Source organism: Methyloligella solikamskensis, from assembly GCF_042676065.1.
Taxonomy (GTDB): domain Bacteria; phylum Pseudomonadota; class Alphaproteobacteria; order Rhizobiales; family Methyloligellaceae; genus Methyloligella; species Methyloligella solikamskensis.
On sequence record NZ_JBHTJO010000002.1, the window covers coordinates 437,230 to 461,518 of the forward strand.

Consider the following 24,289-nt stretch of genomic DNA (forward strand, 5'->3'; position numbering starts at 1 on the left):
TGCAATGACGACCCAAATGTCCGGCGACACCGATCCCCTCGAGATCGAGGTGGGCGGCCGGTCGCTCCTCACCGAGCCGCTGCTCAACAAAGGCCTCGCCTTCACCGTGGAAGAGCGCAGCGCCTTCGGCCTGCATGGCTTGCTGCCGCCCCATATCGAGACCCTGGAGGAGCAGGTGGAGCGCCGCCTGATCGCCGTGCGGCGCCTGCGGACGAACTCGGAGAGATATCACTTCCTCTGCGACCTCCAGGACGAGAACGAGACGCTCTACTACGCGCTCATCACCTCGCATCTCTCCGAGATGTTGCCGATCATCTACACGCCCACGGTAGGCCAGGGATGTCAGGAATTCAGCGACTACTGGCGCTACCCGCGCGGCCTCTTCCTGAGCCTCCCCTATAAGGACCGGATCGCCGAGATCCTCTCTCACCCGCGCTACGACCATGTGGAGACCATCGTCGTCTCAGACGGTGAGCGGGTCCTGGGGCTGGGTGATCAGGGTGTCGGCGGCATGGGCATTCCGGTCGGCAAGCTCGCGCTCTATACGGCATGCGGTGGCTTGAGCCCGGCGACCACGCTTCCCGTCTTCCTCGATGTCGGCACCGACAACCAGGCGCGGCTCGACGATCCGCTCTATATCGGCTGGCGCCACACCCGTGTGCGCGGCCCGGAATACGATGCCTTCGTGGAGAGCTTCGTTTCCGCCGTGGAGGAGCGCTGGCCCAAAGTGCTCCTGCAATGGGAGGATTTCGCCCGCGGTCAGGCCGGTACGCTGCTGAACCGCTATCGGGACCGGCTCCTCACTTTCAACGACGATATTCAGGGGACCGCGGCTGTGGCTGCCGGCACCTTGCTGGCCGCCATGGAGGTCTCCGGCGTTCCCTTCAAGGATCAGCGCATCGTCATCGTCGGCGCCGGCTCTGCCGGGTGCGGCATCGCCAAGCTCATCCTGCGCCAGATGGTCGAGTCGGGGCTGTCCGAGGCGGAGGCCCGGCGGCACTTCTACGCGGTCGATATCGACGGGCTCCTTGTGGATGGGATGCCCGGGCTATTGGATTTCCAGCAGCCCTTCGCCCAACCTCGCGAGGCAGTGGCGGACTGGAAGCGCCCGCGCGCCAGCAAGATCACGCTCGAAGATGTGGTCGCCAACGCCAAGCCCACCCTCATGATCGGCGTCTCGGCCCAGCCCGGCATCTTCCACGAAGAGCTTGTGCGCACCATGGCGGGCCATGTCGAGCGGCCGGTGATCATGCCCTTGTCCAATCCGACCTCGCGCGCCGAGGCGGTGCCGGATGATCTCATCGAATGGACCGACGGCCGCGTGATCACCTGCACCGGCAGCCCGTTTGCACCCGTGGAGCATGGCGGCCGCCTGCACACCATCGACCAGACGAACAACGCCTATATTTTCCCGGGGCTCGGCCTCGGCGTGCTTGCAGTGGGCGCGACGCGGATCAGCGACGGCATGTTTGCCGCCGCCGCCCGTGCGCTTGCCGCCATCTCGCCGGCACGGAAGGACCCATACGCACCGCTCCTGCCGCAGACGGACTCTCTGAGGGATGTGGCGATCGCCATCGCAGCCGCTGTGGCCAAGCGCGCTCGGGACGAAGGTCTGTGCGATCCGTTCGAGGACGACGATCTGCCGGCCCTGCTTGCCAAGAAGCGCTGGCGCCCGGTCTATCGCCGTTACGTGAAGAAGCCCGGCTACCGGCGCATTCCTCAGCGGCCGGACCTCTAGCCCCGCGCCGCTTTCACTCGAAGGCCCGGGGCAGGGCGCTCCAGCACCACCTCGCGGCGGAAGCGATAGAGCCGGGCGGGCCGTCCGCCGGTGCGGGTCGAGACCCCGCCCGTCTGCTCCACCAGTCCGGCATTTTCAACGAGGCGGCGGAAATTCTGCTTGTGCAGAAGCGTCCCGGAGATCGCCTCGACCGTCTGTTGCAGGTCGAAAAGGGTGAACTCGGCGGGTAGCAGCTCGAACACCACGGGCCGGTATTTCAGCTTGCCGCGCAGACGGCTGATGGCGGTTGCGAGAATCCGCCGGTGATCGAATTCCATGGGCCGCCCGAGTTCCGGCAGATCCGGCCAGTCCTTCGCAGCCACACGCTCGTCCCGCGCCGCCTCCGTCACGAGGCCTGCCTCGTAGAGCAGCTCGTAGCGTTCCAGGACCTTCTCCTCGTCCCAGCCGCCGTCTCCGATGCCGAAGCCGATCTTGAGCCGCTCCTCGCGGCCCAAGGGACGCACGGGGCGGTCTGGCCGGGGCGGCCGCTTCGCCCATTCCTTCAGCCGCGGTTCGATTTCCTCGGTGAGGATCTTCGGCTTGCCCTTCCGCCAATCTTCCCACGGGAAATAGGCGTACCAGGGTGACCAGTGGGAGCCGCGTAGATCCTCCACCGTGCCGCGGGTCAGCGCCAGATACCCGACGGAAAGCATATGGGCGACCGCCTCGGCCGCATCCGCATGGCGGCCGCGATCGCCGAACGTATAGAGCTGCTCCACATAGCCGAGATCGAGACCGGTCTGCTCCTCCACCCAACTCCGCAGGCCGATCTCCAGGGTGCGGTGCTCGAGAGGGCTGAACGGGCCGAAGGGGAGCGCATCGTACTCGCCGGAGCCGACAGCACCGGGCCGCACGACGAGAATCTGGGGCTGCTGGGCGCGCACCGTGACGATGGCGGCGTTCAGCCCGAGCTCGATGTGAAGGTCGGAAGAAAGCGCGTCTGTCTTGCTGGATTTGGCTGGAGGCGAAGAGGCCGCCATGGGCTTACGCCGCGAGCTGAGCGTCGAGCCTGAAAACCCGTCCCTCGGCGGCGATCACGCCATCGCCGATGGCTTCCACCGCTTCGATCATCCGGCCCTGCCGGTCAAGCAGCGCATCGGCCAGAGCGACCAGCCGGCGGTTCGGATAGGCGGTCGGCGACGCCGTGCGCAGAGCCTTGGCGATCTCGAACTCGCAAGCGTCCGGATTGAGCGAGCAGAGCACGATGAAGGCGGCGGCCGTTGAGCGGCTGATGCCGGCCCAGCAATGGATCAGCAGCGGCGCCTCGCGGTCCCAGGTCTGGGCGAAGGCGACCAGCTCTTCCACATGGGTCTCGCACGGGACGACGTGATCCGGGCTCGGCTCGCACACATCGTTCATGGCGAGCTTGAGATGCCGCGCAGGCTCGATGCCTTCCGGCGTGTCGATCACCATCTCGTTGTTGATCAGGGTCACCACATGGCTGACCCCGGCATCCGCCACGGTGCCGGCCACCCGGCTCAGCGGAGACACATAGATGGTCTGCTTGATGGTGTCGTCAGTTTTCAACTGCTCGCCCATTTCGAATCACCTTCCAAGACCGCTTCCTACCCGTTTTTCATGGCAGAATGACGATTTTCTCGTCCCTAGCCAACGTAAAGCGGCAAAAAGTTGCTTAGAGGTGAAGCTGGCCGAAACGCTTCAAGAAAAGCTTCTGGGCCTCATCGGCCGGGAGCGGCTTCAAACGCTCAAGCTTCTTCTTCTGGGGCTCGGGCAGGCCGCGCGGGCTGCCGAAGAAGCGGCGCGCTTCCGGCGCCTCGAAGCCAGCCAGCACCGTCGCCTCGTAATAGGCCGCGATCCGGTCGCCGCGCTTGACCAACTGCTCGATCCCCGCCGGCGGCTCGGCCGGAAGCCCGAAGCGCAGATAAACCGCCGCCATCAGCCGGTGCTCGAAATCCTTGTAGTCGAAGTGAAGCGCTGCCTTGAACGGGCTGATCAGGTCGCCGATCACGTATTCCGCCGCATCGTGCAGGAGCGCCGCCAACCGCCATTTCGGATCGAGGCTCGGTCGGATCGCGCAGACGATCTCCTCCACGATCACGCTGTGCTGAGCCACCGACAAAGCGTGCGCGCCCTCGGTCTGGCCGTTCCAGCGGGACACCCGCGCGAGCCCATGGGCGATATCGGAGATCTCGATGTCGAGCGGCGAGGGATCGAGCAAGTCGAGCCGCCGGCCGCTGAGCATTCGCTGCCAGGCACGCACCTTGTTTTCTGAATTGGGAACAGTCATGCGCTCCACGAAGTCTTGATGACGGAGTGGCAATCCCACCGAGATGCCGGGAAACTTGCAAAAACGTTTGCGCGCAACTGGACGAGGAAGTTCATAGTATGCGAGGTGAATTTTGAGGCCGCTCGTTCAATGCCGTCACAGGGAGCATGACAAATGGCAAAGACCAAGCTGACTAGGTACACGGTTGCGTACAATTCTACCAATAGCCGATGGGAACTTAAGAACGAGTCCACCAAGGACGTCGTCAAGAAGTTCAAGACCAAAGCCGACGCGATCAAGGGCGGTGTGCTCGAGAAGGCCGTAAAAGAGGGATCGGTCCGTATCAAGAAGCGCGACGGCAAGATCCAAGAAGAGCGCACCTATCCGCGCAATCGCGATCCGCGTGGCTCCAAGGGCTAACGGTTTCGGCGAGGCCCTCAGGGAACGCCGAGGCCGAACAGGCTAAGGTGTGGGCCTCGCCAATTCCACACAATCGGCATGGCGCGGGCAGGCGATCAGGTGATCGTTGACCAGCCCCATGCTCTGCATCATCGCATAGACCGTGGTCGGTCCGCAGAAGCGGAAGCCCCTTGCTTTGAGCGCCTTTGCGAGCGCGACGCTCTCGTCTGTCTGGGCGGGGATCTCCGACATGCTCGCGAAGCGGTTCTGGATGGGCGTTCCGCCGACCGCGCTCCAGATGAAGTCGCTGAAACTTTCCTTGGCCTCGAGCTCCAGAAAGGCTTGGGCGTTGGAGATCGCCGCTTCGATCTTGCCGCGATGGCGGATGATGCCGGGATCGGCGAGCAGCGCCTCGATCTTGTCAGGCCCGAAGCTTGCGACCCGTTCGGGCTCGAAATTCTCGAACACCTCCCGGAAGCGGTCGCGCTTTCGTAAGATCGTGATCCAGGACAGCCCGGCCTGGAATCCTTCCAGCACCAGCTTCTCGAAAAGCGCCCGGGAATCGTAGTTGGGCACGCCCCATTCCGTGTCGTGATAGGCGATGTAGAGCGGATCGTTGCCGGCCCAGGAGCAGCGTGTGCGATCGTCGGACGTCTCGGCAGCACTCATACGGGTGCTGCTTCCGTCGGCACCTCGAAGCTTGCCCAGTCGGGCTGCAGCAGGCGAACGACCGTGTCGCCGCAGGTGATCGGCGCGCCCTTGGCCACCGCATCGGCCGCCCGGTCCAGCCGCAGCAAAGCGAGCCCCGTCTTGCCGCTCACCGAGGTCAGGCTGCCGAGCGTGCCGCCATCGGCCTCGATTGCAGCGCCGGCTTCGGGCAGGGTGCTCTCGGCGACCACAGGCACCACGCGTTTGCGCGCCGTGCCGCGATGCTGCATGCGGGAGACCACCTCCTGGCCGACGAAGCAGCCCTTTCGGAAATCGACCCCGTTCAGCTGATCGAACAGCGCTTCGTGGGGGAAGGCCTGGCCGTATTCGAAATCCTTGCCGCCGGCCGGAACGCCGAGGGAAATCCGCTTTGCGTGATAATCGGCTTCGCTCGCATCGGGACACTCGATACCCGCGAAGGCTTCTTCCGTCAGAAGCAGTCGCTCGCCAAGCGCGGCGAGCCGCGGATCGGGAAACGCGATGATGCCGTCCGCGAGCTCGGGCGCCGCCCCGAGCACCACGGCGACTTTCAGCTCAGGCTTGGCCGTGATCTCCGCCTTCGCCCGCAGCTTATAGAGCGTCAGCCGCTTGGTGAGGTCCTCCGCCTGCTCGGCGGGGCAGTCGATCAGATAGCCGCCCGCGCCGTCGCCCACCAAGAAGAAGTCGAACAGGATCTTCCCTTGAGGCGTCAGCAACGCGGCATGGATACCCAGCCCGTCGCCCGCGCGCTCCATGGAATTGGTGATGATGCCTTGCAGGAACTTCTCGGCCTCCGGGCCGGAAACGCCGATCACGGCGCGATCGGAAAGCAGGATTTTCTGGCAGTCGCTCATGTGAAGAAAGCTCGCTCCAGTCTTGAGATGGCTCCTCACCGGCATCTCTGCTAGCAAGACCTAGAGATGTATTGAAGCGTCCGAGCCCCCGCAAGGTGGCCGGCGCGAGACAAGGCCAGAAGCGGTACTATGGAGCGCCTTCCGTGAGCTACGATCTGCTGATCAAGAACGGCACTGTCGTCAACCATGCCGGAGAGGGCCAGGCGGATATCGCGGTGGAGAATGGCCGCATTGCCGCCATCGGCATGATCGACGACAGCGCGAAAGAGACCATCGACGCCACCGGACTGCATATTCTGCCCGGCGTCATCGACACCCAGGTCCACTTCCGCGAGCCCGGCGGCGAGCATAAGGAGGATCTGGCGAGCGGCAGCCGCGCCGCGGTCATGGGCGGTGTCACGGCGGTCTTCGAAATGCCCAACACCAAGCCGGAGACCACCAGCGCCGAGGCCCTCGCCGACAAGATCGACCGGGCCCTGGGGCGCATGCATTGCGACTTCGCCTTCTATGTCGGCGCGACCCGGGAGAACGCCGATCAGCTCAGCCGCCTGGAGAAGCTGCCCGGTGCTGCCGGCATCAAGGTCTTCCTCGGCTCGTCCACCGGCGATCTTCTGGTCGATGACGAAGAGGTCCTTGCCCAGGTGCTCTCACAGATCAGCCGCCGCGCCGCCTTCCATTCCGAGCATGAAGGGCGGCTGAAATCCCGCCTCGATGTGCGCCGCGAGGACGATCCGACCAGCCATACCGAATGGCGCGACGTCGAAGCGGCGCTGAGCTCCACCACGGCGCTGATCCGCGCCGCCCGCCGTGCCGGCAAACGCATCCACGTGCTCCATGTCTCAACCGGCGCGGAGATGGAGCTGCTCGCCCTACATAAGGACGTGGCGAGCGTCGAGGTCACGCCTCAGCATCTGCTGCTTGAATCCGGTGAGGCCTACGCCCAGCTCGGCACCAAGGCCCAGATGAACCCGCCGCTTCGCGACGCTTCCCATCAGGAGCTGCTCTGGTGGGGCCTCGATGAAGGGGTAGTGGATGTGCTGGGCTCCGACCACGCGCCCCACACTTTGGAGGAGAAGGCGAAGCCATATCCTGCCTCGCCGTCAGGCATGCCCGGTGTCCAGACCCTCGTGCCCGTGATGCTCGACCAGGTCAATCAGGGCAAGCTCAGCCTCGCACGCTTTGTCGATCTCACCAGCGCCGGCGCCCAGCGCCTCTTCTCCATCGCAGGCAAGGGCCGCATCGCCGTAGGCTACGATGCCGACTTCACGATCGTGGATATGAAGCGTGAGAAGACCATCGAAGACGAATGGATCGCCAGCAAATGCTGCTGGACGCCGTTTGCCGGCCGCCGCGTGAAGGGCTGGCCCGTGGGCACCATGATCCGGGGCTATCGCGCCATGTGGGAGGGCGAGCTCAACGAACCCCAAGGGCGTCCGGTCCGCTTCGGGGAAGCGTTGCAGCCAGAGCAGGACGTTTGACGTCCCCCGCCGTTACTTCTTGAAATAGTGAAGGATTCCGCGCTCGGAGATGCCCGCGCGGTAACCGGTGTATTTGCCGGATTTCATCATCTTCACCGCCAGCTTGGGCGGCACGATGCGGAACAGCTCCACCTGCTCGACGGGGTTCAGCTTGGTGAGATCGCGCTCGGCGAAATAAGGCCAGATATACATCGTGCTGTCCTTCCGCTCGATCTCCACGAAGCCCGATGAGAAGACGTTGAGGATGTCCGCCAGGATGTCCCGGCCCGACCCGTCCACCGATTGCTTCTTCCAGTAGGCGATCGGGTCGGTGCTCGGCCCATTCCGGACCATGGGCTTCAACCCATTCGATTCCAGCACCGGACGCATGGCCTCCAGATTCCCGGTCTGGGCCGCCTGAATGATTTTCGCCAGGTTCTCCTGCACCCGCTCCGGCAGGGCCGAGATGTCGAATTGCGGCTTCGGTCCGTCATCGCCCTCCGACGATTGTTTGGCCGCTTCGGAACTTGCCTTTTCGTCCGCGGGCAGGGGGAGCGGTTCGGTGCTTTTCGGCTGTACCTGCTCGTTGTCCGACAGCTCCTGGGCGAGCATTCCAGCGCCGCTTATCTCGTTTGCGGCATCGGCCGACAGGGCGGGATTGTGGCCGTAGACAAGCATCGCGGCGCCCGCTACCAATGCAACGAAGGCCCTGATGATCGCGTTTCCGAAGAGATTCTTGCTTCTGAAGAGATTCATGTATCGCTCCTCAATGGGCGGATCGAATATCACGTCTCACCGCGTCGTAAGTTCCACCTGCGCCGCGGGTCCTCACCATCTTCTCCCGCATGAGGTCTAGACCGCCTTGGTAGCCGGCGCTCAAATCGTGCTCTCGGGCATCCAGCTGGTCTTGGCCGGCCTGATTATCGGCATCCTTGTGGCCGCTCCCATGGGGCCGGTCAATGTGCTGGTGATTCAGCGTGCCGTCGCCCGCGGTTTCTCAGCCGGACTGGCGGCGGGGCTCGGCGCCGTGCTGGGCGATGGGCTGCTCGCCTTCATCGCCGCTTTCAGCCTGACGGCGGTGTCCGATCTAATGCTCGCCTATTCCGAGTGGATTCAGATTATTGGCGGGGTGATCCTGCTGGCTTTCGGCTTCGCGCTCTATATGGCGCGCCCCGTCCTGGAGGTCGCCCCGGAAGACCGCTCCACCCTTTCGCGCCACATGGGGATCATCCCCCAAACCTTCGTGCTCACGGTCAGCAATCCGGGTGCGATTCTCGGCATGCTCGCTATTTTCGGCGGGCTGGGATCGCTGATCGGCGGGTTAGAGAATTATCTCGAGGCGCTCATCGTGGTCGCCTCGGTGATGGGCGGAAGCCTGCTCTGGTGGCTCGGCCTATCGGAGATCATCGCCCTGATCCGCCACCGTATAACAGAGAACCGCCTCCGCCTGGTCAACAGAATAGCCGGCTCGGTGCTGCTCGTCTTCGGCGTGGCGCTTCTGGTGAAGGCGACCTTCGAATCCCTCTGACCGGCGCCGTTCGCTTGGCCTAGTGGGTATTCCGATTCAGCGTGAACTCGCCATTGGTGACACGGCGGGAGAGATTGCCCGCCATCTTGGCGACGGCGTCCTCTCCATAGACGGTGATCAGGTCGGCCAGGGCGGCGAACAGGGCCGCGTTGGCCAGCATCTCGGGCTCGATACCGTCCAGCAGCGCTTCTTCCCACGCATCCAAAATGTAGGACAGCGCGGCTTCCTTATGAGCGTCGTCTCCGAGCCCTGCGACGGATTCGGTGATTGATAGCGTGCGATGCAATTCGGCTCTCCCTCGCGCGAAACGCGTATGTGTCATCGTCAAGTAACACGTGGCCAAGGGAGCCGCCGGTTAGAGTGACCAGAAAGTTAATGGGTAAGGTTTATGGCGGGGTGATGTTCAGGGACTATTCGCGCGACTGCGCGGTGTCCTGAGTTTCGGCCGCTGCGTCGGTCTCTGCCGAGTCCTCCGCCTCGCCTTCGTCCGAAGATCCGGACGGGTTCGCCAGGGCCAGGGCGATCTTGGCGCCCTCGTCGGTAAACCGCTCGATGGCCGTGGTCGCCGACGGATTGCAGTTCCGGTATGTGCGCCGGAAGCCGCGATAGCCGTCGTTGAAGGCATTCACCAGCCGGGCGCGGCGCACGGCGGTCGTGCCTTCGCTCTTCACCAGCTCTTCCATCTGCTCACGCCAGAGCTGCCCCTCATCGGCCCCGCAAAGCTCCCGCAGGTAATGCAAGGCGCCCAGGATCTCGGCCAGGCGCAGCAGCTTGTCGTCATAGGGCCGGTCGTCCGGCGGGGGCGGGGGAGGCGGCAGTTCCGCCTGCGGCTCGATGGCCGGCAGGTCGTTGCCCGGCGGTGGCGCCGGTGCCGGCTCGGGCGGCCGTGTGGGGCGCGAACGCGGCTTGTCGTTGAACCAGGGAGACCAGAAAAACTGGGCTTTCGCCACAGGCGCACCCGCGGTCAGGCCCATGGCCAGCCAGCAGATGGCGGCAAGCGCAGATGCGAACGGTTTGGCCCGGTGTCCCATTCGATTTGAGTACCGCTTCCCCGTGGCGAAATCCAGCCGAAGCGATGGCCGAAACCGTCTTGTGGGGGTGGGATCTAGCCCTTGTTGAACAGGGCGTCGATGGCCTCTTGGCCGCCCGGAGCGTCATCCGTGTTCTCAGCGGGGGCTTCGCCCGCCTCGCCGACGGCGATGGCATTGGCAGCCTGGATCAGGTCCCGCAGACGCATGGACCCGTCGAAGCAAAGCTGGGTCAGGGAAGCCCGATCGCCGTTCACAAGCTCAACCTCGACGGATTCGACCAGAGTGCCGGCTTCCGCATGGAGCCGCGCGACCGCCTGATCAAAGGCCCGGCGGATATCCTGGGGAGCCCGGCGATAGGCCGCGATGGCCAGGTTCTTGTCCCGGAAGCCCGAGGAGGTGAAGTGCTCCTCATAGGTGATCGGCTCCCAGCCGGAGAGGTCTTCGGCGAATTCGTCAGGGTCGGATGCGACCGCTTCAAGAAGCATCACCAATTCATGGAAATGATTCAGGTAATCGCTGGCGAGCAGAGTGACTTCGTTGATGTTGGTGCCGGGAATATGGGAGCGGAAATGGCTGACCATCGCCGTCCGGAAGGCCGCAACTATATCCTCGCGGCTGACATCCCGCTCTAGCTCGGCATCGTCAGGCTTGTCATCCATCGGTTGGCGCCCCAACATCTTTATCGTCTCGCTTCAGCCCCATCAGACCGCCAGTCTCGGTGAAACACGGTTACTAAAGGGTTACGGCCCAAGCCAACTATGTGTTCTCGTTACACTTTATCGGCTCCACCGGACGCAGTGCGTGCGTTTTTCGCGTATCGCGAGCATCCGAACTTTCCTGCACGGTACAACATCGCGCCGACACAGCCGGTTCCGGTGGTGATTCGGGGCGACGAGGGCGTGCCAGAATTCGTTCTCATGCGCTGGGGCTTCATCCCCGCCTACGTGAAGGGCGACGAGCGTCCCCCGGTGCTGATCAACGCCCGCAGCGAAACCGTCGCGGAGAAGCCTGCCTTCCGCGCCGCCTTCAAGCGCCGCCGCTGCCTGCTTCCGGCCGACGGGTTCTATGAGTGGACGGGGGCGAAGGGCGCCAAGCGTCCCTTCCTGCTGGATCGTCCCGACGGCGGCCTGTTCGGCTTCGCCGGCATCTGGGAGTGCTGGCAGGACCGCAAGAACGGCGGCGAGATCGATACGGTCGCCATTCTCACCTGCGGCCCCAACAAGGTCGTGAGCCGGCTGCACGACCGCATGCCGGTGATCCTGCAGCCCGAGCAGTTCGAGGCTTGGCTGGGCGGTGAAGAGACGGAAGCCGAAAACGCGAAGGCCCTGATGGCGCCGGCGCCCGACGACTTCCTCCAGGCGACCGAGATGGACCCGAAGATCAACAACTCGAAGCTCGATGAGCCGGGCATTCAACAGCCCGTCCAGCCGGCGCTGCTCTAAACGACCTTCCCGGGGTTGAGGATGCCCTTCGGATCCAGCGTTTGCTTGAGCGAGCGCATCAGCTCCAGCTCCACCTCGGACTTCACGTGAGGAAGCATATCCCGCTTCGCCTGGCCGATGCCGTGCTCCGCCGAGATTGATCCATTCAGGTCGAGCACGATCTCGTGCACCGCGGCGTTCACAGCCTCCCAATGGGAGAGGAAGATGGCCTTATCCTGCCCCGGCGGCTGGCTGACATTGTAGTGGATGTTGCCGTCACCGTAGTGGCCGAAGGGCACGGGCCGGGCGCCGGACACCATGAGTTGAATGAGTTGATCGGCACGGGTGATGAATTCCGGAATGTCCGCTACGGGCACCGAGACGTCGTGCTTGATGCTGCCGCCTTCGTATTTCTGCGCCTCGCTCATCTCCTCCCGCAGACGCCACAGCGCGCGCGCCTGATCGATGGAATGGGCGATGGTGGCATCGGCAATCTCGCCGGCTTCAAGCGCTTCGGAGAGCAGGGCTTCCACGCCCGAACTCAGCCCGGCATCGGCATTGGCCGACGAAAACTCGATCAGCGCATACCAAGGGTGCGCGGAGTCCAGCGGGTCTTTCGTGCCTTCGAAGTGGCGCGTCACGAACTCGATCCCGATCCGCGGCAGGATCTCAAAGGCCGTCAGCTCGGTCGAGCCGAACCCATAGGCCCGGTCGAAGAAGGCGGCCGCATCCTGCAATGAGTTGAAGCCGACCATGGCGGTCGCCGTCTCCGCGGGGATCGGGAAAAGTCGGATGACCGCGGCGGTGATGATGCCGAGCGTGCCTTCCGCCCCCATGAAGAGATGCTTCAGGTCGTAGCCGCTATTGTCCTTCCGTAGGGACTTCAGCCCGTCCCAGACGCGCCCATCGGCGAGCACCACCTCCAGCCCCAGCACCAGATCCCGCGCGTTGCCGTAAGCCAGCACCGCCGTGCCGCCCGCATTGGTGGAAAGCACGCCGCCGATCTGGCAGCTCCCTTCGGAGGCGATTCGCAAGGGGAAGAGGCGTCCGGCATTCAGCGCCACCTCCTGCGCCTTCGCGAGCACAAGCCCGGCCTCCACGGTCATGCAGTTGCCGGCGAGGTCGATATCCCGGATGTGATTGAGCCGGGAGAGATTGAGGAGCACCTCGTCGCCCGCATCGGACGGGATCTGCCCGCCCACCAGCCCGGTATTGCCACCCTGGGGCACGATGGCCGTGCCGGTCTCGTTGGCGAGTGCCAGGATCTTCGAGACCTCGTCCACGGTGGCTGGCTTCAGCACCAGCGCCGCCTTGCCGTGAAAGCGGTCGCGCCATTCGTGCATGTAGGACGCCATTTCGGTCTCGTCGGTAATGGCGTGGTCGGCGCCGACGATCTCGATGAAGCGCTGGAGTGTTTCGGGGGAGGGCGCCTTGATCTCTGTCATGGGCGCGCGCTCAGCGTTCCGCGGCTGCCCGCTGCAGCCGGTCGTTGATCGCTTCGCCGAGCCCCGTGAACGGGATCGGCATCACGGCGATGCTCGTCACGTCCGCCTCGTCGAGCTCCCGCAAGGCTGAGAAGAAGTTGGCGGCAGCCTCCTGAAGATCACCGCTCTCGCTGAGATTGATCGACGGGCCTTCGAAGGGCGGGGCGTCCGGTCCAAACGCCATGAAAGCCTCGCCCGAACCCGGATCGGTAACGTTGAGACGGATGGCGCTCTCCGGTGCGTAGTGGCTGGCGAGCTGGCCCGGCGAAAGCGGTGCGCCTTCCTCGCCGCCGAAGCTCGTCAGCTTCCGGCCCAGGACCTCTTCGATTTCTTCGCGGGGCAGGGCGCCGCTCCGCAGAATCTGTGGTCCGTCTTCGGTGATGCGCAGCACGGTGGATTCCAGCCCGATGGGGCAGCGCCCGCCATCCAGGATCATCGCCGGAAAGTCGCCGAGCTCCGCTTGCACATCCGCCGCCGAGGTCGGGCTGATCCGCCCCGACCGGTTGGCGCTGGGGGCGGCGATGGGAAGCTGCGCCGTCTCCAGAAGGTGCCGCGCCACCTTATGGGCCGGCGAGCGGAGCGCCACCGTATCGAGCCCGGCTGAGACCAGCGGGCTCAGGGCGCAATTCTCGATCCGTGGCAGCACCAGCGTCAGCGGGCCCGGCCAGAAGGCGTCGGCCAGCTCTTCGGCAAGCGAGGAGAACTCGGCATATTCCGTGGCCACGCCGAAATCGTGCACATGGACGATCAAAGGATTGAAGCGGGGGCGAGACTTGGCGGCGAAGATGCGGGCAACCGCCGCGCTGTCCAGGGCGTTGGCGCCCAGCCCATAGACCGTCTCGGTCGGAAAGGCGACGAGCTCACCCGCCGCTAGCTCCAGCGCCGCACGGCTGAAATCGTTCTCGCTCCTCGCAACGACTTTCATGGTATTTGCCTCACCTGCCCTGCAGCGTTCTTCCCGCGTTCGCCTCCGGGGGTCAAGGTCGGCGCTCCTCAAGTTGCTGAAGCCCAAGTTGCTGAACTTCAAGCTGGCACGCTACAAAGTGATATGAGCACGGTTCTGCTGTCCCACCCGGATTGCCTGAAGCACGACACGAGCCCGGGCTATCCCGAGCGCTCCGACCGCCTGCGCGCCATTTCCCGCGCCCTGCAGGACGACGCCTTCGCCGATCTGGAGCGTGTGGAAGCGCCGAAAGCTTCTCTGGAGACCATCGGCCTGGTGCATCCGCGCGAATATATCGACGGGGTGCACGCCGACATTCCCCTGGAAGGCTATTTCCATCTCGATCCCGACACGGTCGTCTCTCCGGGAAGCTGGGACGCCGCCCTGCGCGCCGCCGGTGCCGGCATCGAGGCTGTGGACCTCGTGATGAGCGGCAAGGCCGACAATGCCTTCTGCTCCGTGCGTCCGCCGGGTCACCATGCTGAGCCCGTTCGCGCCATGGGGTTCTGCCTGTTCAGCAATATCGCCATCGCCGCCTTCCATGCCCGCGCGGCTCATGGGGCGGAGCGCGTCGCCGTGGTCGATTTCGACGTCCATCACGGCAACGGCACCCAGAAGGCCTTCTGGACCGAGAAAAACTTGTTCTACGGCTCCTCCCATCAGATGCCGCTCTTCCCCGGCACGGGCGCCAAAGACGAGACCGGTGTCGGTAATATCTGCAATGCGCCGCTGAACCCGGGCGACGGCAGCGCCGAGTTCAAGGCGGTCTGGGAGGACCGCATCCTGCCGGCGCTCGACGAGTTCGCGCCGGATCTCCTGTTGATCTCCGCCGGGTTTGATGCTCACCGCAGCGATCCGCTCGCCCAGATCGAGCTGAACGATGAGGATTTCGGCTGGATCACCGAGCGGCTCATGGAGGTGGCGGACACCCATTGCGACGGCCGCGCCATTTCCATGCTGGAGGGCGGCTACGCCCTTGAAGCCTTGGCGCGCTCCACCGATCTTCACGTCAAGGCACTGATGGCAGCCGCCGCCTAGGCGGTTGGATCTGTCGTCTCCCACCCTCCGCGGGCCGCATCTCGTGGCCGCGGCAACCAAGAATGTTTAGCCAATTTTCTAGAGAGGAAATAATGAAAGCCCTTGAGACTGCCCGCTTGTTCGCGTCCCTGACGATTTCCATTGCAGCCCTTCCGGGCCTGGCCCTCGCCGACACTTCCAAGATCACCCTTCCAGAAGAGCATCCCTTCCCGGAGAGCATCACCTCCACCGAAGACGGCACGCTCTATGTCAGCAGTATCTCCGATGGCGGCGTGCTGCGCGTGACGCCCGGCGGGGAGCCCGAGATCTGGATCGAACCCGGCGCCTTCGAGACCCGCTCCACCCTGGGCGTTCTGGCCGATGAAGAGCGCGGCCTGCTTTGGGTCTGCTCCAACGACATCTCCGCGCTCGGCGTACAGGGGCCAAGCGATGTGAAAGGCGGCTTTCTGAAAGGCTTCGACCTGAAGACGGGCGAAGGCAAGGTGAGCTATCGGATGCCCAACGAGAAATCGGTTTGCAACGACATCGCCGTCGCTGAAGACGGATCGACATACATCACCAATGTCGCCGCGGACGAGATCTTGAAGCTGGCGCCGGAGGCCGAGGAGCTCGAGGTCTGGTTCACCGATCCGGATGTGAAGGGCGGACTTGACGGTCTGGCCTTCGGTCCCGACGGCAACCTCTATGCGAACACCTATACCGGCGGCGAGCTCTTCCGCTTCGATGTCGAAGACGGTGAGGCGAAAGGCTTCGAGAAACTGGAAACCGGCCCGCTCACCAAGCCGGACGGTATTCGGCCCATCGAAGGTGGATTCGTGATGGTGCAGGGCGGCGGCGATCTCAACCGCATTACCGTCGATGACGGCGCGGTCGAGATCGAAACGATCGACACCTTCGCCGAGCCGACCGCGCTCACGGTCGTCGGCGATACCATTTGGGTTGCCGAGGGGCAGCTCGCCTATCTGTTCGACGAGAAGAAGAAGGAACAGCCGCGCCCCGAGTTCAATCTCCGCTCGGTTCCGCTTCAGTAGCTCACCTAAACACTCCAAGCACATCGTCATCGCCGGGCTTGGCCCGGCGATCCATGCCGTTACCGCTCAACGAGCGTGGGCGGATCGTTAGAATCGCTGAATTCGCTAATGCGGAATGGCGTGGATGCCCGGATCCAGTCCGGGCATGACGTATTGCTTGGAACAGGCGCTTTGATACTCATCGCTCAAGCGTCGCTGAGGCACTCGTTCCGCGCGCACCTCGGGATGACGCACCCTCAAATCCCGCGGACAAGTCTATGCCCGCCTCTTGATCCCGTCGTCCGGAGACCCGATAAAGCGACCATGTCAAAGACCCAAGATCACGCCGACATCAAAGAGATGAGCTTCGAGCAGGCCCTGAAGGAGCTCGAAGGCATCGTCGAGCGCCTTGAGAAGGGCGATGTCGAGCTTGAGCACTCCATCGAAATCTACGAGCGCGGCGAGGCCTTGAAGCTTCATTGCGACGGGCTGCTGCGCAAGGCCGAGGCCAAGGTGGAGAAGATATCCCTCGACGGAAACGGCAAGGCCACCGGCACCGAGCCCCTCGACGTCGAGGAGTAGCGCCCGCCCTAGTGCTGGGTCGCGTGGGGGCGGGCTTTTTGGAGCACCGGCACGGGCGGCAACGCCATCAATGCCGGCTTGGCGAAATAATACCCCTGGAACAACGAGATGCCTGCGGCCCGCAGAACGGCGAGCTCGTCCTCGTTCTCCACGCCTTCAGCCAGCACCGTCACGCCAAGCGCCCGCGCCATGGTGACGATCCCCGCCACGATCACTTGTTTGGCGGACGACCGGTGGATGTCCCGCAACAGCTCCATATCGATCTTCAGAAGATCGGGCTGCATCTTGGCCAGAAGGTTCAACCCCGCATAGCCGGACCCGAAATCGTCCAGCGCCGTGAGGAAGCCGAACTTCCGATAGGTCTCGATGATGTTCTGGATATGGGCGGTATCTGCGATCCGCTCGTCCTCGGTGAATTCGAAGATTAGGTTCTTGTGCGGAAACCCGGCCCGCTTCGCGGCGGCGAGCGATTTTTGGATGCAGGCCGTCGGCTCATAGACCGCGTTCGGCATGAAATTGATGGAGAGCTTTAGATCGCGGCCCTTGTAGAGAGCGCCGGCCGTCTCAATCGCCATCACCCGGGCCGACTGGTCGAACTTGTAGCGGGTCTCGTCGGAGACCTGGTCCAGCACCGAATAGGCGGGCTCCCCGTTTGCCCCGCGCACCAGCGCCTCATAGCCCCAAACCTGCCCTCGAGAGAGGTCGACAATGGGCTGAAAGGCCATCTTGAAGTCGAAGGGAAGGGCGATGTCGTCCCGGCATCCGGCACAGGCGGTCATGGGCGAAGCCTTTCAATTCAAAAGCAATTTCCCCAGATACTAGGGGAAGCTCCTTAAAGGACGTTAAGATCGGCGAGACGGCGGGGTCGGAGCCTGGCCCTTCTGCTGATAGCCTGGAGGAGCCGACCCTGTTTAGTTCGCAACTGCCGGGGTGCGCGTTCCCGGGTGGTTGCCAGGGCTGGAGAAGGCCGATAAAGGACGATAAATCAGGTTTTTCTCCCGCCTTCTTCGCAATTCGCCAAGTAGGGGCCTCATGAGCGCCGATACCGAAACCCCTTTGCTCGATCAAATCCACCTGCCGGAAGACCTGCGCAAGCTCGACGACGATCAGCTTGAGCAGCTGGCGGAAGAGCTGCGCCGGGAGACCATCAATGCCGTCTCGGTCACTGGCGGCCATCTGGGGGCCGGCCTCGGCGTGGTCGAACTGACCATCGCGCTGCACAAGGTCTTCGAGACGCCGAAGGACAAGGTGATCTGGGATGTCGGCCACCAGACCTATCCCCACAAGATTCTGACCGGTCGCCGCGACCGCATCCGCACCCTGCGCCAGCCGGGCGGGCTGTCAGGTTTCTTGAAGCGCGCGGAAAGCGAATACGACGTGTTCGGCGCCGGCCATTCCTCAACCTCGATCTCTGCCGGCCTCGGCATGGCGGTGGCGCGCGATCTTTCGGGCGACGACTACAACGTGGTCGCCGTGATCGGCGACGGCGCCATGAGCGCCGGCATGGCCTATGAGGCGATGAACAATGCGGGCGCCATGGATTCCCGCCTCATCGTCATCCTCAACGACAACGACATGTCCATCGCGCCGCCCGTGGGCGCCATGAGCGCCTATCTGGCGCGGCTGCTCTCCGGCGGCACCTATCGCCAGATCCGCAACTGGGCGAAATATCTGGCCCACAAGATGCCGAAGAGCTGGGAGCGCCGCGCCGCGCGTGCCGAAGAATACACCCGCGGCCTGTGGACCGGGGGTACGCTGTTCGAGGAGCTAGGCTTCTATTACGTCGGCCCCATCGACGGGCATAATTTCGATCACCTCCTGCCCGTGCTGCGCAATGTGCGCGATGCCGAGGGCGGGCCGATCCTGGTTCATGTCGTGACCCAGAAGGGCAAGGGCTACGGTCCGGCCGAGGTCTCCGCCGACAAGTTCCACGGCGTCGGCAAGTTCGACATCATCACCGGCACTCAGGAGAAGGCGACCGGCAAGCCGCCGAGCTACACCAAGGTCTTCGCCAACGCGCTGATGGATCATGCAAAAGATGACGACAAGGTTGTCGCCATTACCGCCGCCATGCCCTCCGGCACCGGGCTCGACGCGTTTGCAGAAGCCTTCCCGGAGCGAACCTTCGATGTCGGCATCGCCGAGCAGCATGCCGTGACCTTTGCCGCCGGGCTCGCCACGGAAGGCTATAAGCCGTTCGCGGCGATCTATTCCACCTTCCTGCAGCGTGCCTACGATCAGGTGGTGCATGATGTGGCGGTGCAGAACCTGCCCGTCCGCTTTGCCATCGACCGGGCCGGCCTCGTCGGCGCCGACGGTCCGACCCATGCCGGCACCTTCGATACGGCCTTCCTGTGCTGCCTGCCCAACATGGTGGTCATGGCGGCGTCGGACGAGGCGGAACTGACCCGCATGGTCGCGACCGCAGCCGCCTACGACGAGAGTCCCATCGCCTTCCGCTATCCGCGGGGCGAGGGCACGGGTGTCGAGATTCCGGAAAACCCAGAGCCGCTGGAAATCGGCAAGGGCAGGGTGCTTCAGGAAGGCTCCAAAGTGGCGCTGCTTTCCTTCGGAGGGCGCTTGAGCGAGGCGACCGCCGCGGCCGAGCAGCTTGCCGGCTACGGGCTCTCCGCCACCGTGGCGGACGCGCGCTTCGCCAAGCCCCTCGACATGGAGTTGATCCGCAAGCTTGCCCAGAACCACGAAGTGCTGGTCACCATCGAGGAAGGCTCCTCCGGCGGATTCGGCGCGGCGGTGCTGGAAGCGCTGTCAAAGGAAGGCCTGCTCGACCAGACTCTGGCGGTGCGGACTCTGACCTTGCCCGATATCTTCATCGACCAGGGCAAGCCGGCACAGATGTATTCCGATGCCGGGCTTGATGCGGCTGGGATCGTGGAGACGGTCTTTGCAGCACTTGGCGGCGAGGTCGCGAAGGACGAGCCGAGCCGGGCGTAGGCCCGATAGGCTTTTAGTCCAGCTCGCAGGTCTCGGCGAAGGTCTTCAGCGCCTCTTCCCGGCCGATGCCTTCGTAGGTGCGGGTCGTATCGCCGATCTTCACCGTCAGCGGCCCCTCTGCCCGAAGCACGTTCATCACCGGCTTGATGGGAAAGTCGCTGACCTCGGCATAGATATCGGCGCTCTCGACCTCCTTGGCAGCTTCGCCCTTTAAAGGCGCGGCGATCGACCCGGCCGCAAGCTCGATGGCGAGCGGATCGCCCGGCTTCACGTCACCCACATCGTCGTAGATGTCGAGCACGGCGACCTCAAGCTCGTTGAAGCAGCTGAGCAGCAGAAGCGGCAGATCGGCATCGAACGCGCCATAGCGGAGCGCGCTCATATCGCCCGCCGATTGGGCCGACCAGACGGCGTTCTCCTGAGTGCGGGCGGAGGCCGCCAGCGGGATCGCCATAACGGTGAGAACGAGGAGGAGTCGCTTCAGAAGCTGGGTCATCGTCAAAGCGCCTTTGTTGGGGGAAGAACGCCGGTCGGGTGAGCCCGCCTGCTTGGCGCAAGGAGCGGCACAAGGGGCGGAAGACGGTGCTGCGAAGTCTTACGCGAAAAAGTCTCGGACGGATTTGAGCTGCTGAACGTAAAGCCTTCATATCATTGACGCACCGCCCGCCTGTCGTAGTGCAAGCGGACGTTGAGGGCAAATGTAATCCGCCACCAGGGAAGAGTTGGCAATCCGCCTTCCACGGTTCAAGACGCCCGCCTGAGGCCCTTCATATTGGCGATCCGCAAGGCGAGATAGGGCGAGAAATAGCCCTCATAGCGCAGCCAAAGCGCCGGGCTCCGCCAGTCCTCGCCCGACACGCGGCCGCGGCATTCGGCCGAACCGCAGCTACAGTCGAACTCATCGTAAGGCGCGCTATCGCACATGGCGTAGTCGAAGGTGATCTCTTCGCCGGGTGCGATATCCCGCATGGCGGCAATGCCGATCTGCCCGCGCAAGCCTGCATTGGGCGCGCAGGAATGATTGAGCATGTCGGCGCCCTCGACCGTATTGAGGGAGGTGAGGAAGAGGTCTTCGTCCACCTGCACCGTGCGCCGCCGCATGGCTTCCGAAAGCGTAGCGAGCTCCGCGCTTCGGATCAGCCGGCCGCTCCACATGGCGATCAGCTCGTCCTTTGCGATCGCTTCTCTGGCGACGACCGTCTTGCCGCCCTTCTGGGGCGCCTCGATCACCGCGCACCGCGGCGAGAGATAGGCCGTCCCGCCCTGCGGCTCGGTCGCGACCACTGCAAGGCACAAAGCACCTTTTGCCATGCTGACTTGGACTCCTGTCAGGAGCTTTGCAGCAGCCGGCTGTCGCCAGGCGCTGCTTCGGCGGTGAGGGGCAGGGGGACGAGTGCAGCATCGCTCGACATCACGTTCGCATGCTGGCTCTGACCCGTTCCCGAAGCGAAACCCGCGAAGTCGGGGAAGAGTTCGCGGTAGTCGCAGGTGAGTTCTGTGCCCGCCTGAATATCGTCGAGCGCCAGCCCCTTATAGAAGTCGCGGAAATCCGTGTTCGGCTCATCCGAATGGTTCATGAACCGGCCGTTGTCCGAATCCACGATCACATAGCCGTCCCGCTCCAGATGGGGATAGGAGTAGGTGCGGACGAACTCTTGCATGTGGGGCGGCAGGGCCTCGATGTCGCTCGCCGACATCTGCACGTCGAGCTTCTCGTGCAGACCCCAGATCAACGTCCCCTTGGGCACGAAGTCCTGGGAGAAAACACCGATTCCCTGAATGGTGCTCGGCGCGATATAGGTGCGGATCAGCATCATGAAAGGCGCATCCAAGGCCCAGATGCGGACGCAAGGTACCGGGCCGGCCTCTTCCTTGCGCTTCTGCCAAAGCAGGGCCGAACGAGCGTCGGCGAAATTCGCCATTTAAGAGCAAAGCCCTTGTCCCGCTACAAAAAAACACGCCTCGATCAGCTATTGGTGGCCCAAGGATTTGCGGAGACGAGATCCCGTGCGGCGGACGCGATTCGGCGCGGCTGCGTCAGCGTCGACGGGGTCCCGGCCAGCAAGCCCGGACAGCCGGTTTTCGAGAACGCGAAGATCGTGTTGTCCGACGACGCGCTGCCTTACGTCTCCCGCGGCGGGCTGAAGCTGGCGGCGGCGCTCGACGCTTTTGGGTTCGACCCGAAAGGCCGGGCCGGTCTCGATATCGGGGCGGCGACAGGGGGCTTTACGGACGTGCTGCTCTCCCGCGGCGCGGATCACGTCTACGCGGTCGATGTCGGCCGGAACCAGTTCCATCCGCGCCTGCGCGAAGACCCCAGAGTGACGGTGATGGAAGAGACCGACGCCCGGACCTTGGAGCCCGCCCGGTTTGCATCGACTATTGGCGCCGTGGTCTGCGATGTCAGCTTCATCAGCGCGACCCTGGTCCTGCCGCGGCCGCTTGAGTTGGCCGCGCCCGGCGCATGGGCCGTAAGCCTCGTGAAGCCCCAATTCGAGCTGACGCCGGACGCCATCGGAAAGAGCGGCATCGTTCGCCACGAGCTCGACCGCCAGGTGGCGTTGGCACGGGTGCGGGACTTTCTGGAGTTCGAGGCGGGCTGGCGCATCGCGGGCGAGATCGAGTCGCCCATTGCCGGCGGCAGCGGCAACAAGGAGTTTCTGATCGGCGCCGTGAAGGCGGGGTAATCGCCACTCGCTCTATGCTCTCATTGCCGGGCCCCCAGCAGCTTCTCCACGAACTCCGGCACCACCGCGCTCGCAGGACCGTAATGGGCTTCCGCGAACAGGCTCGCCCCCTCCGACGGATCGAGATTGAGCTCCACCGTATGAGCGCCCGCGCCGGCAGCCTCCGCCACGAAGCCGGCCGCCGGGTAGACCGTGCCGCTGGTGCCGATGGCGATGAAGAGATCGCAGGTCGCCAGCGCCTCCGCGATCCGGTCCATCTGGCGCGGCATCTCGCCGAACCAGACCACGTCGGGCCGCATCCCGCCTTCCGCTCCGCAGGCAGGACAGGGCGTCTGGAGCGAAAGATCTTCGTCCCAAGGCGTGCTCTTGCCGCATTCGGCGCAAAGCGCCGACGCAAGCTCCCCATGCATATGGATCGGCGCCCGGCACCCTGCGGCCTCGTGCAGCCCATCGATATTCTGGGTGACGATCAGCACCTCGCCCGGATGCTCCTGCTCCAGGCGGGCCAGCGCATGATGGGCGGGGTTGGGCGTCGCCTTCTTCAGCCAGGCGCGGCGCATATTGTAGAAATCGTGCACCTTGACCGGATTGCGGGCGAAGCCTTCCGGCGTCGCGACCTCTTCCAGGTCGTACTCTTCCCAAAGCCCGCCGGAGCCCCGAAACGTGCCGAGCCCGCTCTCTGCCGAAAGCCCCGCGCCGGTGAGGATGACGATTTTCTCGTAGGTCATGGGGTGTTGGTCGCTTCGACCGCCGAAACTCTCTGTTGTCATTGCCGGGCTTGACCCGGCAATCCAGTAACCCCTGCGGTGCCTATGATGCAAAGGCGGTGGTTACTGGATCCTCGGGTCGCGCTTCGCTTGCCCGAGAATGACAGCCCAGTCCTGAGCTATCCCTTACCCGTCTGCCCGCGATGGAGCAGGAAGTGGTCCGCTAGCACCAGCGCCATCATGGCTTCGCCGATCGGCACCGCGCGGATGCCCACGCAAGGATCGTGACGCCCCTTGGTCGAGACGTCGGTCTCTTTGCCGGCCTTGTCGACGGTCTCCACCGGCGTGAGGATGGAGGAGGTCGGCTTCACGGCGAAGCGCGCCACGATGGGTTGGCCCGTGGCGATACCGCCGACGACCCCGCCCGCATGGTTGGACAGGAACACCGGCTCGCCGTCGTCGCCGGGGCGCATACGGTCGGCGTTCTCCGTGCCGGTCAGCGCGGCGGTCGCGAAGCCTGAGCCGATCTCCACGCCCTTCACCGCATTGATGCTCATGAGTGCGGAGCAGATATCCTGATCAAGCTTGGCGTAAATCGGTGCGCCCAGCCCCGGTGGCACGCCTTCGGCCACGACCTCGATCACGGCGCCGCAGGAATTCCCTTCCTTGCGCAAGGAATCCAGATACTCGCCCCAGTTGGAAACGACCTTCGGGTCGGGGGAGAAGAACGGGTTCTCGTCCACCGCGCCCCAATCCCAGTTCTCCCGGGTGATCGGGTGAGGGCCCATCTGCACCAGCGCGCCGCGGATCGTGACGCCCGGCAGCACTTTCCGCGCCACAGCACCCGCCGCCACTCGGCAGGCTGTCTCGCGCGCGCTCGCCCGACCCGAGCCGCGATAATCCCGCACGCCGTATTTGACGAAATAGCTGTAGTCCGCGTGGCCCGGGCGAAACTTGTCTTTGATGTCGCCGTAATCCTTCGAACGCTGATCCGTGTTCTGGATCTCCAGCGCGATCGGCGTACCCGTGGTGACCTGCTTGCCCGTCTCCTCGTCGGTAAAGACGCCGGACAGGATCGCGACCTCGTCGGCCTCTTTCCGCTGGGTGGTGTAGCGCGATTGGCCGGGCTTCCGCTTATCCAGAAAGCCCTGGATGTCGGCCTCGGTCAGCGGGATGCCGGGCGGGCAGCCATCGACCACGCAGCCGATCGCCGGCCCGTGGCTTTCGCCCCAGGTCGTCATGCGGAAGAGATGGCCGAACGTGTTGTGCGACATGGCGGTGTTTTAGAGTTGCGGATGTGGCGCGGCAAGTTCGTGAGTATAGCGCGGAGGGCGCAACAAATTCTTATCGGGGCGGCACTTTTCACCTCTCCCCGGCGGGGAGAGGTCGGATGCGCAGCATCCGGGTGAGGGGGACAAGATGCGGCGAGGGGCTCCCCCCTCACCCCAACCCTCTCCCCCACTGGGGAGAGGGGGCAGCTCCGCCGCTACTCCACCACCTTC

General features: G+C 64.2%; 27 protein-coding genes. 10 read left to right on the plus strand and 17 right to left on the minus strand.

Features of this window, described 5'->3' with window-relative positions:
- The first annotated feature begins 4 nt into the window (after positions 1-4).
- A complete protein-coding gene (locus ACFQ2F_RS15115) occupies positions 5-1,738 on the plus strand; it encodes an NAD-dependent malic enzyme (protein WP_379091490.1) in 1,734 nt (577 codons plus the stop codon).
- Here ACFQ2F_RS15115 and ACFQ2F_RS15120 read toward each other — a convergent pair.
- From ACFQ2F_RS15120 to ACFQ2F_RS15130, 3 genes are all read right to left on the minus strand, one after another.
- On the minus strand, positions 1,735-2,757 hold the full coding sequence (locus ACFQ2F_RS15120) for an NUDIX hydrolase (protein WP_379091492.1): 1,023 nt from the start codon (positions 2,755-2,757) through the stop codon (positions 1,735-1,737). The two genes, ACFQ2F_RS15115 and ACFQ2F_RS15120, sit on opposite strands and share 4 nt — an antisense overlap.
- 4 nt (positions 2,758-2,761) lie before the next feature.
- Positions 2,762-3,316, minus strand: coding sequence for a tyrosine phosphatase family protein (locus ACFQ2F_RS15125; RefSeq protein ID WP_379091494.1), 555 nt, complete (start codon positions 3,314-3,316; stop codon positions 2,762-2,764).
- Between the two features lie 94 nt (positions 3,317-3,410).
- Positions 3,411-4,025: a hydrolase gene (locus tag ACFQ2F_RS15130; RefSeq protein WP_379091496.1), complete on the minus strand. Its 615-nt coding sequence runs from the start codon at positions 4,023-4,025 to the stop codon at positions 3,411-3,413.
- Between the two features lie 153 nt (positions 4,026-4,178).
- Between ACFQ2F_RS15130 and ACFQ2F_RS15135 the strand changes: the two genes are divergently transcribed.
- Positions 4,179-4,424 (plus strand): DUF2188 domain-containing protein, encoded by a 246-nt coding sequence (locus ACFQ2F_RS15135; RefSeq protein ID WP_379091498.1) that lies wholly within the window; start codon positions 4,179-4,181, stop codon positions 4,422-4,424.
- A 42-nt stretch (positions 4,425-4,466) separates the two neighbouring features.
- Here the strand turns inward: ACFQ2F_RS15135 and ACFQ2F_RS15140 are convergent, their stop codons facing one another.
- Together ACFQ2F_RS15140 and ygfZ are read right to left on the minus strand one after the other, a co-directional pair.
- On the minus strand, positions 4,467-5,072 hold the full coding sequence (locus ACFQ2F_RS15140; protein ID WP_379091500.1) for a DNA-3-methyladenine glycosylase I: 606 nt from the start codon (positions 5,070-5,072) through the stop codon (positions 4,467-4,469).
- On the minus strand, positions 5,069-5,944 hold the full coding sequence (gene ygfZ / locus ACFQ2F_RS15145; RefSeq protein ID WP_379091502.1) for a CAF17-like 4Fe-4S cluster assembly/insertion protein YgfZ: 876 nt from the start codon (positions 5,942-5,944) through the stop codon (positions 5,069-5,071). The genes ACFQ2F_RS15140 and ygfZ overlap by 4 nt, the downstream gene beginning before the upstream one ends.
- Before the next feature lie 143 nt (positions 5,945-6,087).
- On the opposite strand from ygfZ, the gene ACFQ2F_RS15150 reads away from it, so the two are divergent.
- A complete protein-coding gene (locus ACFQ2F_RS15150; protein WP_379091504.1) occupies positions 6,088-7,422 on the plus strand; it encodes a dihydroorotase in 1,335 nt (444 codons plus the stop codon).
- Positions 7,423-7,434: 12 nt separating this feature from the next.
- Here ACFQ2F_RS15150 and ACFQ2F_RS15155 read toward each other — a convergent pair whose 3' ends face one another.
- Positions 7,435-8,157: a hypothetical protein gene (locus ACFQ2F_RS15155; RefSeq protein WP_379091506.1), complete on the minus strand. Its 723-nt coding sequence runs from the start codon at positions 8,155-8,157 to the stop codon at positions 7,435-7,437.
- Positions 8,158-8,263: 106 nt separating this feature from the next.
- Here ACFQ2F_RS15155 and ACFQ2F_RS15160 point away from each other — a divergent pair, with 106 nt between their 5' ends.
- Complete coding sequence (locus ACFQ2F_RS15160) at positions 8,264-8,929, plus strand: LysE family translocator (protein WP_379091508.1); 666 nt, start codon at positions 8,264-8,266, stop codon at positions 8,927-8,929.
- A 19-nt stretch (positions 8,930-8,948) separates the two neighbouring features.
- On the opposite strand, the gene ACFQ2F_RS15165 is transcribed toward ACFQ2F_RS15160, so the two are convergent.
- From ACFQ2F_RS15165 to ACFQ2F_RS15175, 3 genes are all read right to left on the minus strand, one after another.
- Positions 8,949-9,215, minus strand: coding sequence for a hypothetical protein (locus tag ACFQ2F_RS15165; RefSeq protein WP_379091510.1), 267 nt, complete (start codon positions 9,213-9,215; stop codon positions 8,949-8,951).
- A gap of 124 nt (positions 9,216-9,339) precedes the next feature.
- On the minus strand, positions 9,340-9,960 hold the full coding sequence (locus ACFQ2F_RS15170; protein WP_379091512.1) for a TIGR02301 family protein: 621 nt from the start codon (positions 9,958-9,960) through the stop codon (positions 9,340-9,342).
- Positions 9,961-10,034: 74 nt separating this feature from the next.
- Positions 10,035-10,619, minus strand: coding sequence for a hypothetical protein (locus ACFQ2F_RS15175; RefSeq protein WP_379091514.1), 585 nt, complete (start codon positions 10,617-10,619; stop codon positions 10,035-10,037).
- 99 nt (positions 10,620-10,718) lie between these two features.
- Here ACFQ2F_RS15175 and ACFQ2F_RS15180 point away from each other — a divergent pair, with 99 nt between their 5' ends.
- Entirely contained in the window at positions 10,719-11,402 is a 684-nt protein-coding gene (locus tag ACFQ2F_RS15180) for an SOS response-associated peptidase (RefSeq protein WP_379091516.1), read from the plus strand.
- Here ACFQ2F_RS15180 and ACFQ2F_RS15185 read toward each other — a convergent pair.
- Positions 11,399-12,826, minus strand: a complete 1,428-nt coding sequence (locus tag ACFQ2F_RS15185; protein WP_379091518.1) for an FAD-binding oxidoreductase — start codon at positions 12,824-12,826, stop codon at positions 11,399-11,401. The genes ACFQ2F_RS15180 and ACFQ2F_RS15185 overlap by 4 nt on opposite strands.
- Positions 12,827-12,836: 10 nt before the next feature.
- A complete protein-coding gene (locus tag ACFQ2F_RS15190; RefSeq protein ID WP_379091520.1) occupies positions 12,837-13,790 on the minus strand; it encodes an L-threonylcarbamoyladenylate synthase in 954 nt (317 codons plus the stop codon).
- Positions 13,791-13,913: 123 nt separating this feature from the next.
- Between ACFQ2F_RS15190 and ACFQ2F_RS15195 the strand changes: the two genes are divergently transcribed.
- The 3 genes from ACFQ2F_RS15195 (at position 13,914) to ACFQ2F_RS15205 (ending at position 16,438) form a co-directional block, all read left to right on the plus strand.
- Positions 13,914-14,846: a histone deacetylase family protein gene (locus ACFQ2F_RS15195; protein WP_379091522.1), complete on the plus strand. Its 933-nt coding sequence runs from the start codon at positions 13,914-13,916 to the stop codon at positions 14,844-14,846.
- 92 nt (positions 14,847-14,938) lie between these two features.
- Positions 14,939-15,877, plus strand: a complete 939-nt coding sequence (locus tag ACFQ2F_RS15200) for a Vgb family protein (RefSeq protein WP_379091524.1) — start codon at positions 14,939-14,941, stop codon at positions 15,875-15,877.
- A 303-nt stretch (positions 15,878-16,180) separates the two neighbouring features.
- Entirely contained in the window at positions 16,181-16,438 is a 258-nt protein-coding gene (locus ACFQ2F_RS15205) for an exodeoxyribonuclease VII small subunit (protein WP_379091526.1), read from the plus strand.
- Positions 16,439-16,446: 8 nt separating this feature from the next.
- Here ACFQ2F_RS15205 and ACFQ2F_RS15210 read toward each other — a convergent pair whose 3' ends face one another.
- Positions 16,447-17,217 (minus strand): EAL domain-containing protein, encoded by a 771-nt coding sequence (locus tag ACFQ2F_RS15210; RefSeq protein ID WP_379091528.1) that lies wholly within the window; start codon positions 17,215-17,217, stop codon positions 16,447-16,449.
- Between the two features lie 253 nt (positions 17,218-17,470).
- Here ACFQ2F_RS15210 and dxs point away from each other — a divergent pair, with 253 nt between their 5' ends.
- Positions 17,471-19,393 (plus strand): 1-deoxy-D-xylulose-5-phosphate synthase, encoded by a 1,923-nt coding sequence (dxs, locus tag ACFQ2F_RS15215; protein ID WP_379091530.1) that lies wholly within the window; start codon positions 17,471-17,473, stop codon positions 19,391-19,393.
- A 13-nt stretch (positions 19,394-19,406) separates the two neighbouring features.
- Here the strand turns inward: dxs and ACFQ2F_RS15220 are convergent, their stop codons facing one another.
- The 3 genes from ACFQ2F_RS15220 to ACFQ2F_RS15230 all read right to left on the minus strand — a co-directional run bounded on the left by ACFQ2F_RS15220 (position 19,407) and on the right by ACFQ2F_RS15230 (position 21,315).
- Positions 19,407-19,889 (minus strand): hypothetical protein, encoded by a 483-nt coding sequence (locus tag ACFQ2F_RS15220; protein ID WP_379091532.1) that lies wholly within the window; start codon positions 19,887-19,889, stop codon positions 19,407-19,409.
- A gap of 248 nt (positions 19,890-20,137) precedes the next feature.
- Positions 20,138-20,704, minus strand: a complete 567-nt coding sequence (locus tag ACFQ2F_RS15225; RefSeq protein WP_379091534.1) for an SET domain-containing protein — start codon at positions 20,702-20,704, stop codon at positions 20,138-20,140.
- Positions 20,705-20,721: 17 nt separating this feature from the next.
- Complete coding sequence (locus ACFQ2F_RS15230) at positions 20,722-21,315, minus strand: SET domain-containing protein (protein WP_379091536.1); 594 nt, start codon at positions 21,313-21,315, stop codon at positions 20,722-20,724.
- A 15-nt stretch (positions 21,316-21,330) separates the two neighbouring features.
- Between ACFQ2F_RS15230 and ACFQ2F_RS15235 the strand changes: the two genes are divergently transcribed.
- A complete protein-coding gene (locus ACFQ2F_RS15235) occupies positions 21,331-22,080 on the plus strand; it encodes a TlyA family RNA methyltransferase (RefSeq protein ID WP_379091538.1) in 750 nt (249 codons plus the stop codon).
- A 20-nt stretch (positions 22,081-22,100) separates the two neighbouring features.
- Here ACFQ2F_RS15235 and ACFQ2F_RS15240 read toward each other — a convergent pair whose 3' ends face one another.
- Both ACFQ2F_RS15240 and aroC read right to left on the minus strand, forming a co-directional pair.
- Positions 22,101-22,808 carry an NAD-dependent deacylase gene (locus ACFQ2F_RS15240; protein WP_379091540.1) on the minus strand — a complete coding sequence of 236 codons (708 nt, stop codon included), beginning with the start codon at positions 22,806-22,808 and terminating at the stop codon, positions 22,101-22,103.
- A gap of 158 nt (positions 22,809-22,966) precedes the next feature.
- The gene (aroC, locus tag ACFQ2F_RS15245) at positions 22,967-24,061 is read right to left on the minus strand and encodes a chorismate synthase (protein ID WP_379091542.1); all 1,095 of its coding nucleotides are present in this window, start codon (positions 24,059-24,061) and stop codon (positions 22,967-22,969) included.
- Between the last annotated feature and the right edge of the window lie 228 nt (positions 24,062-24,289).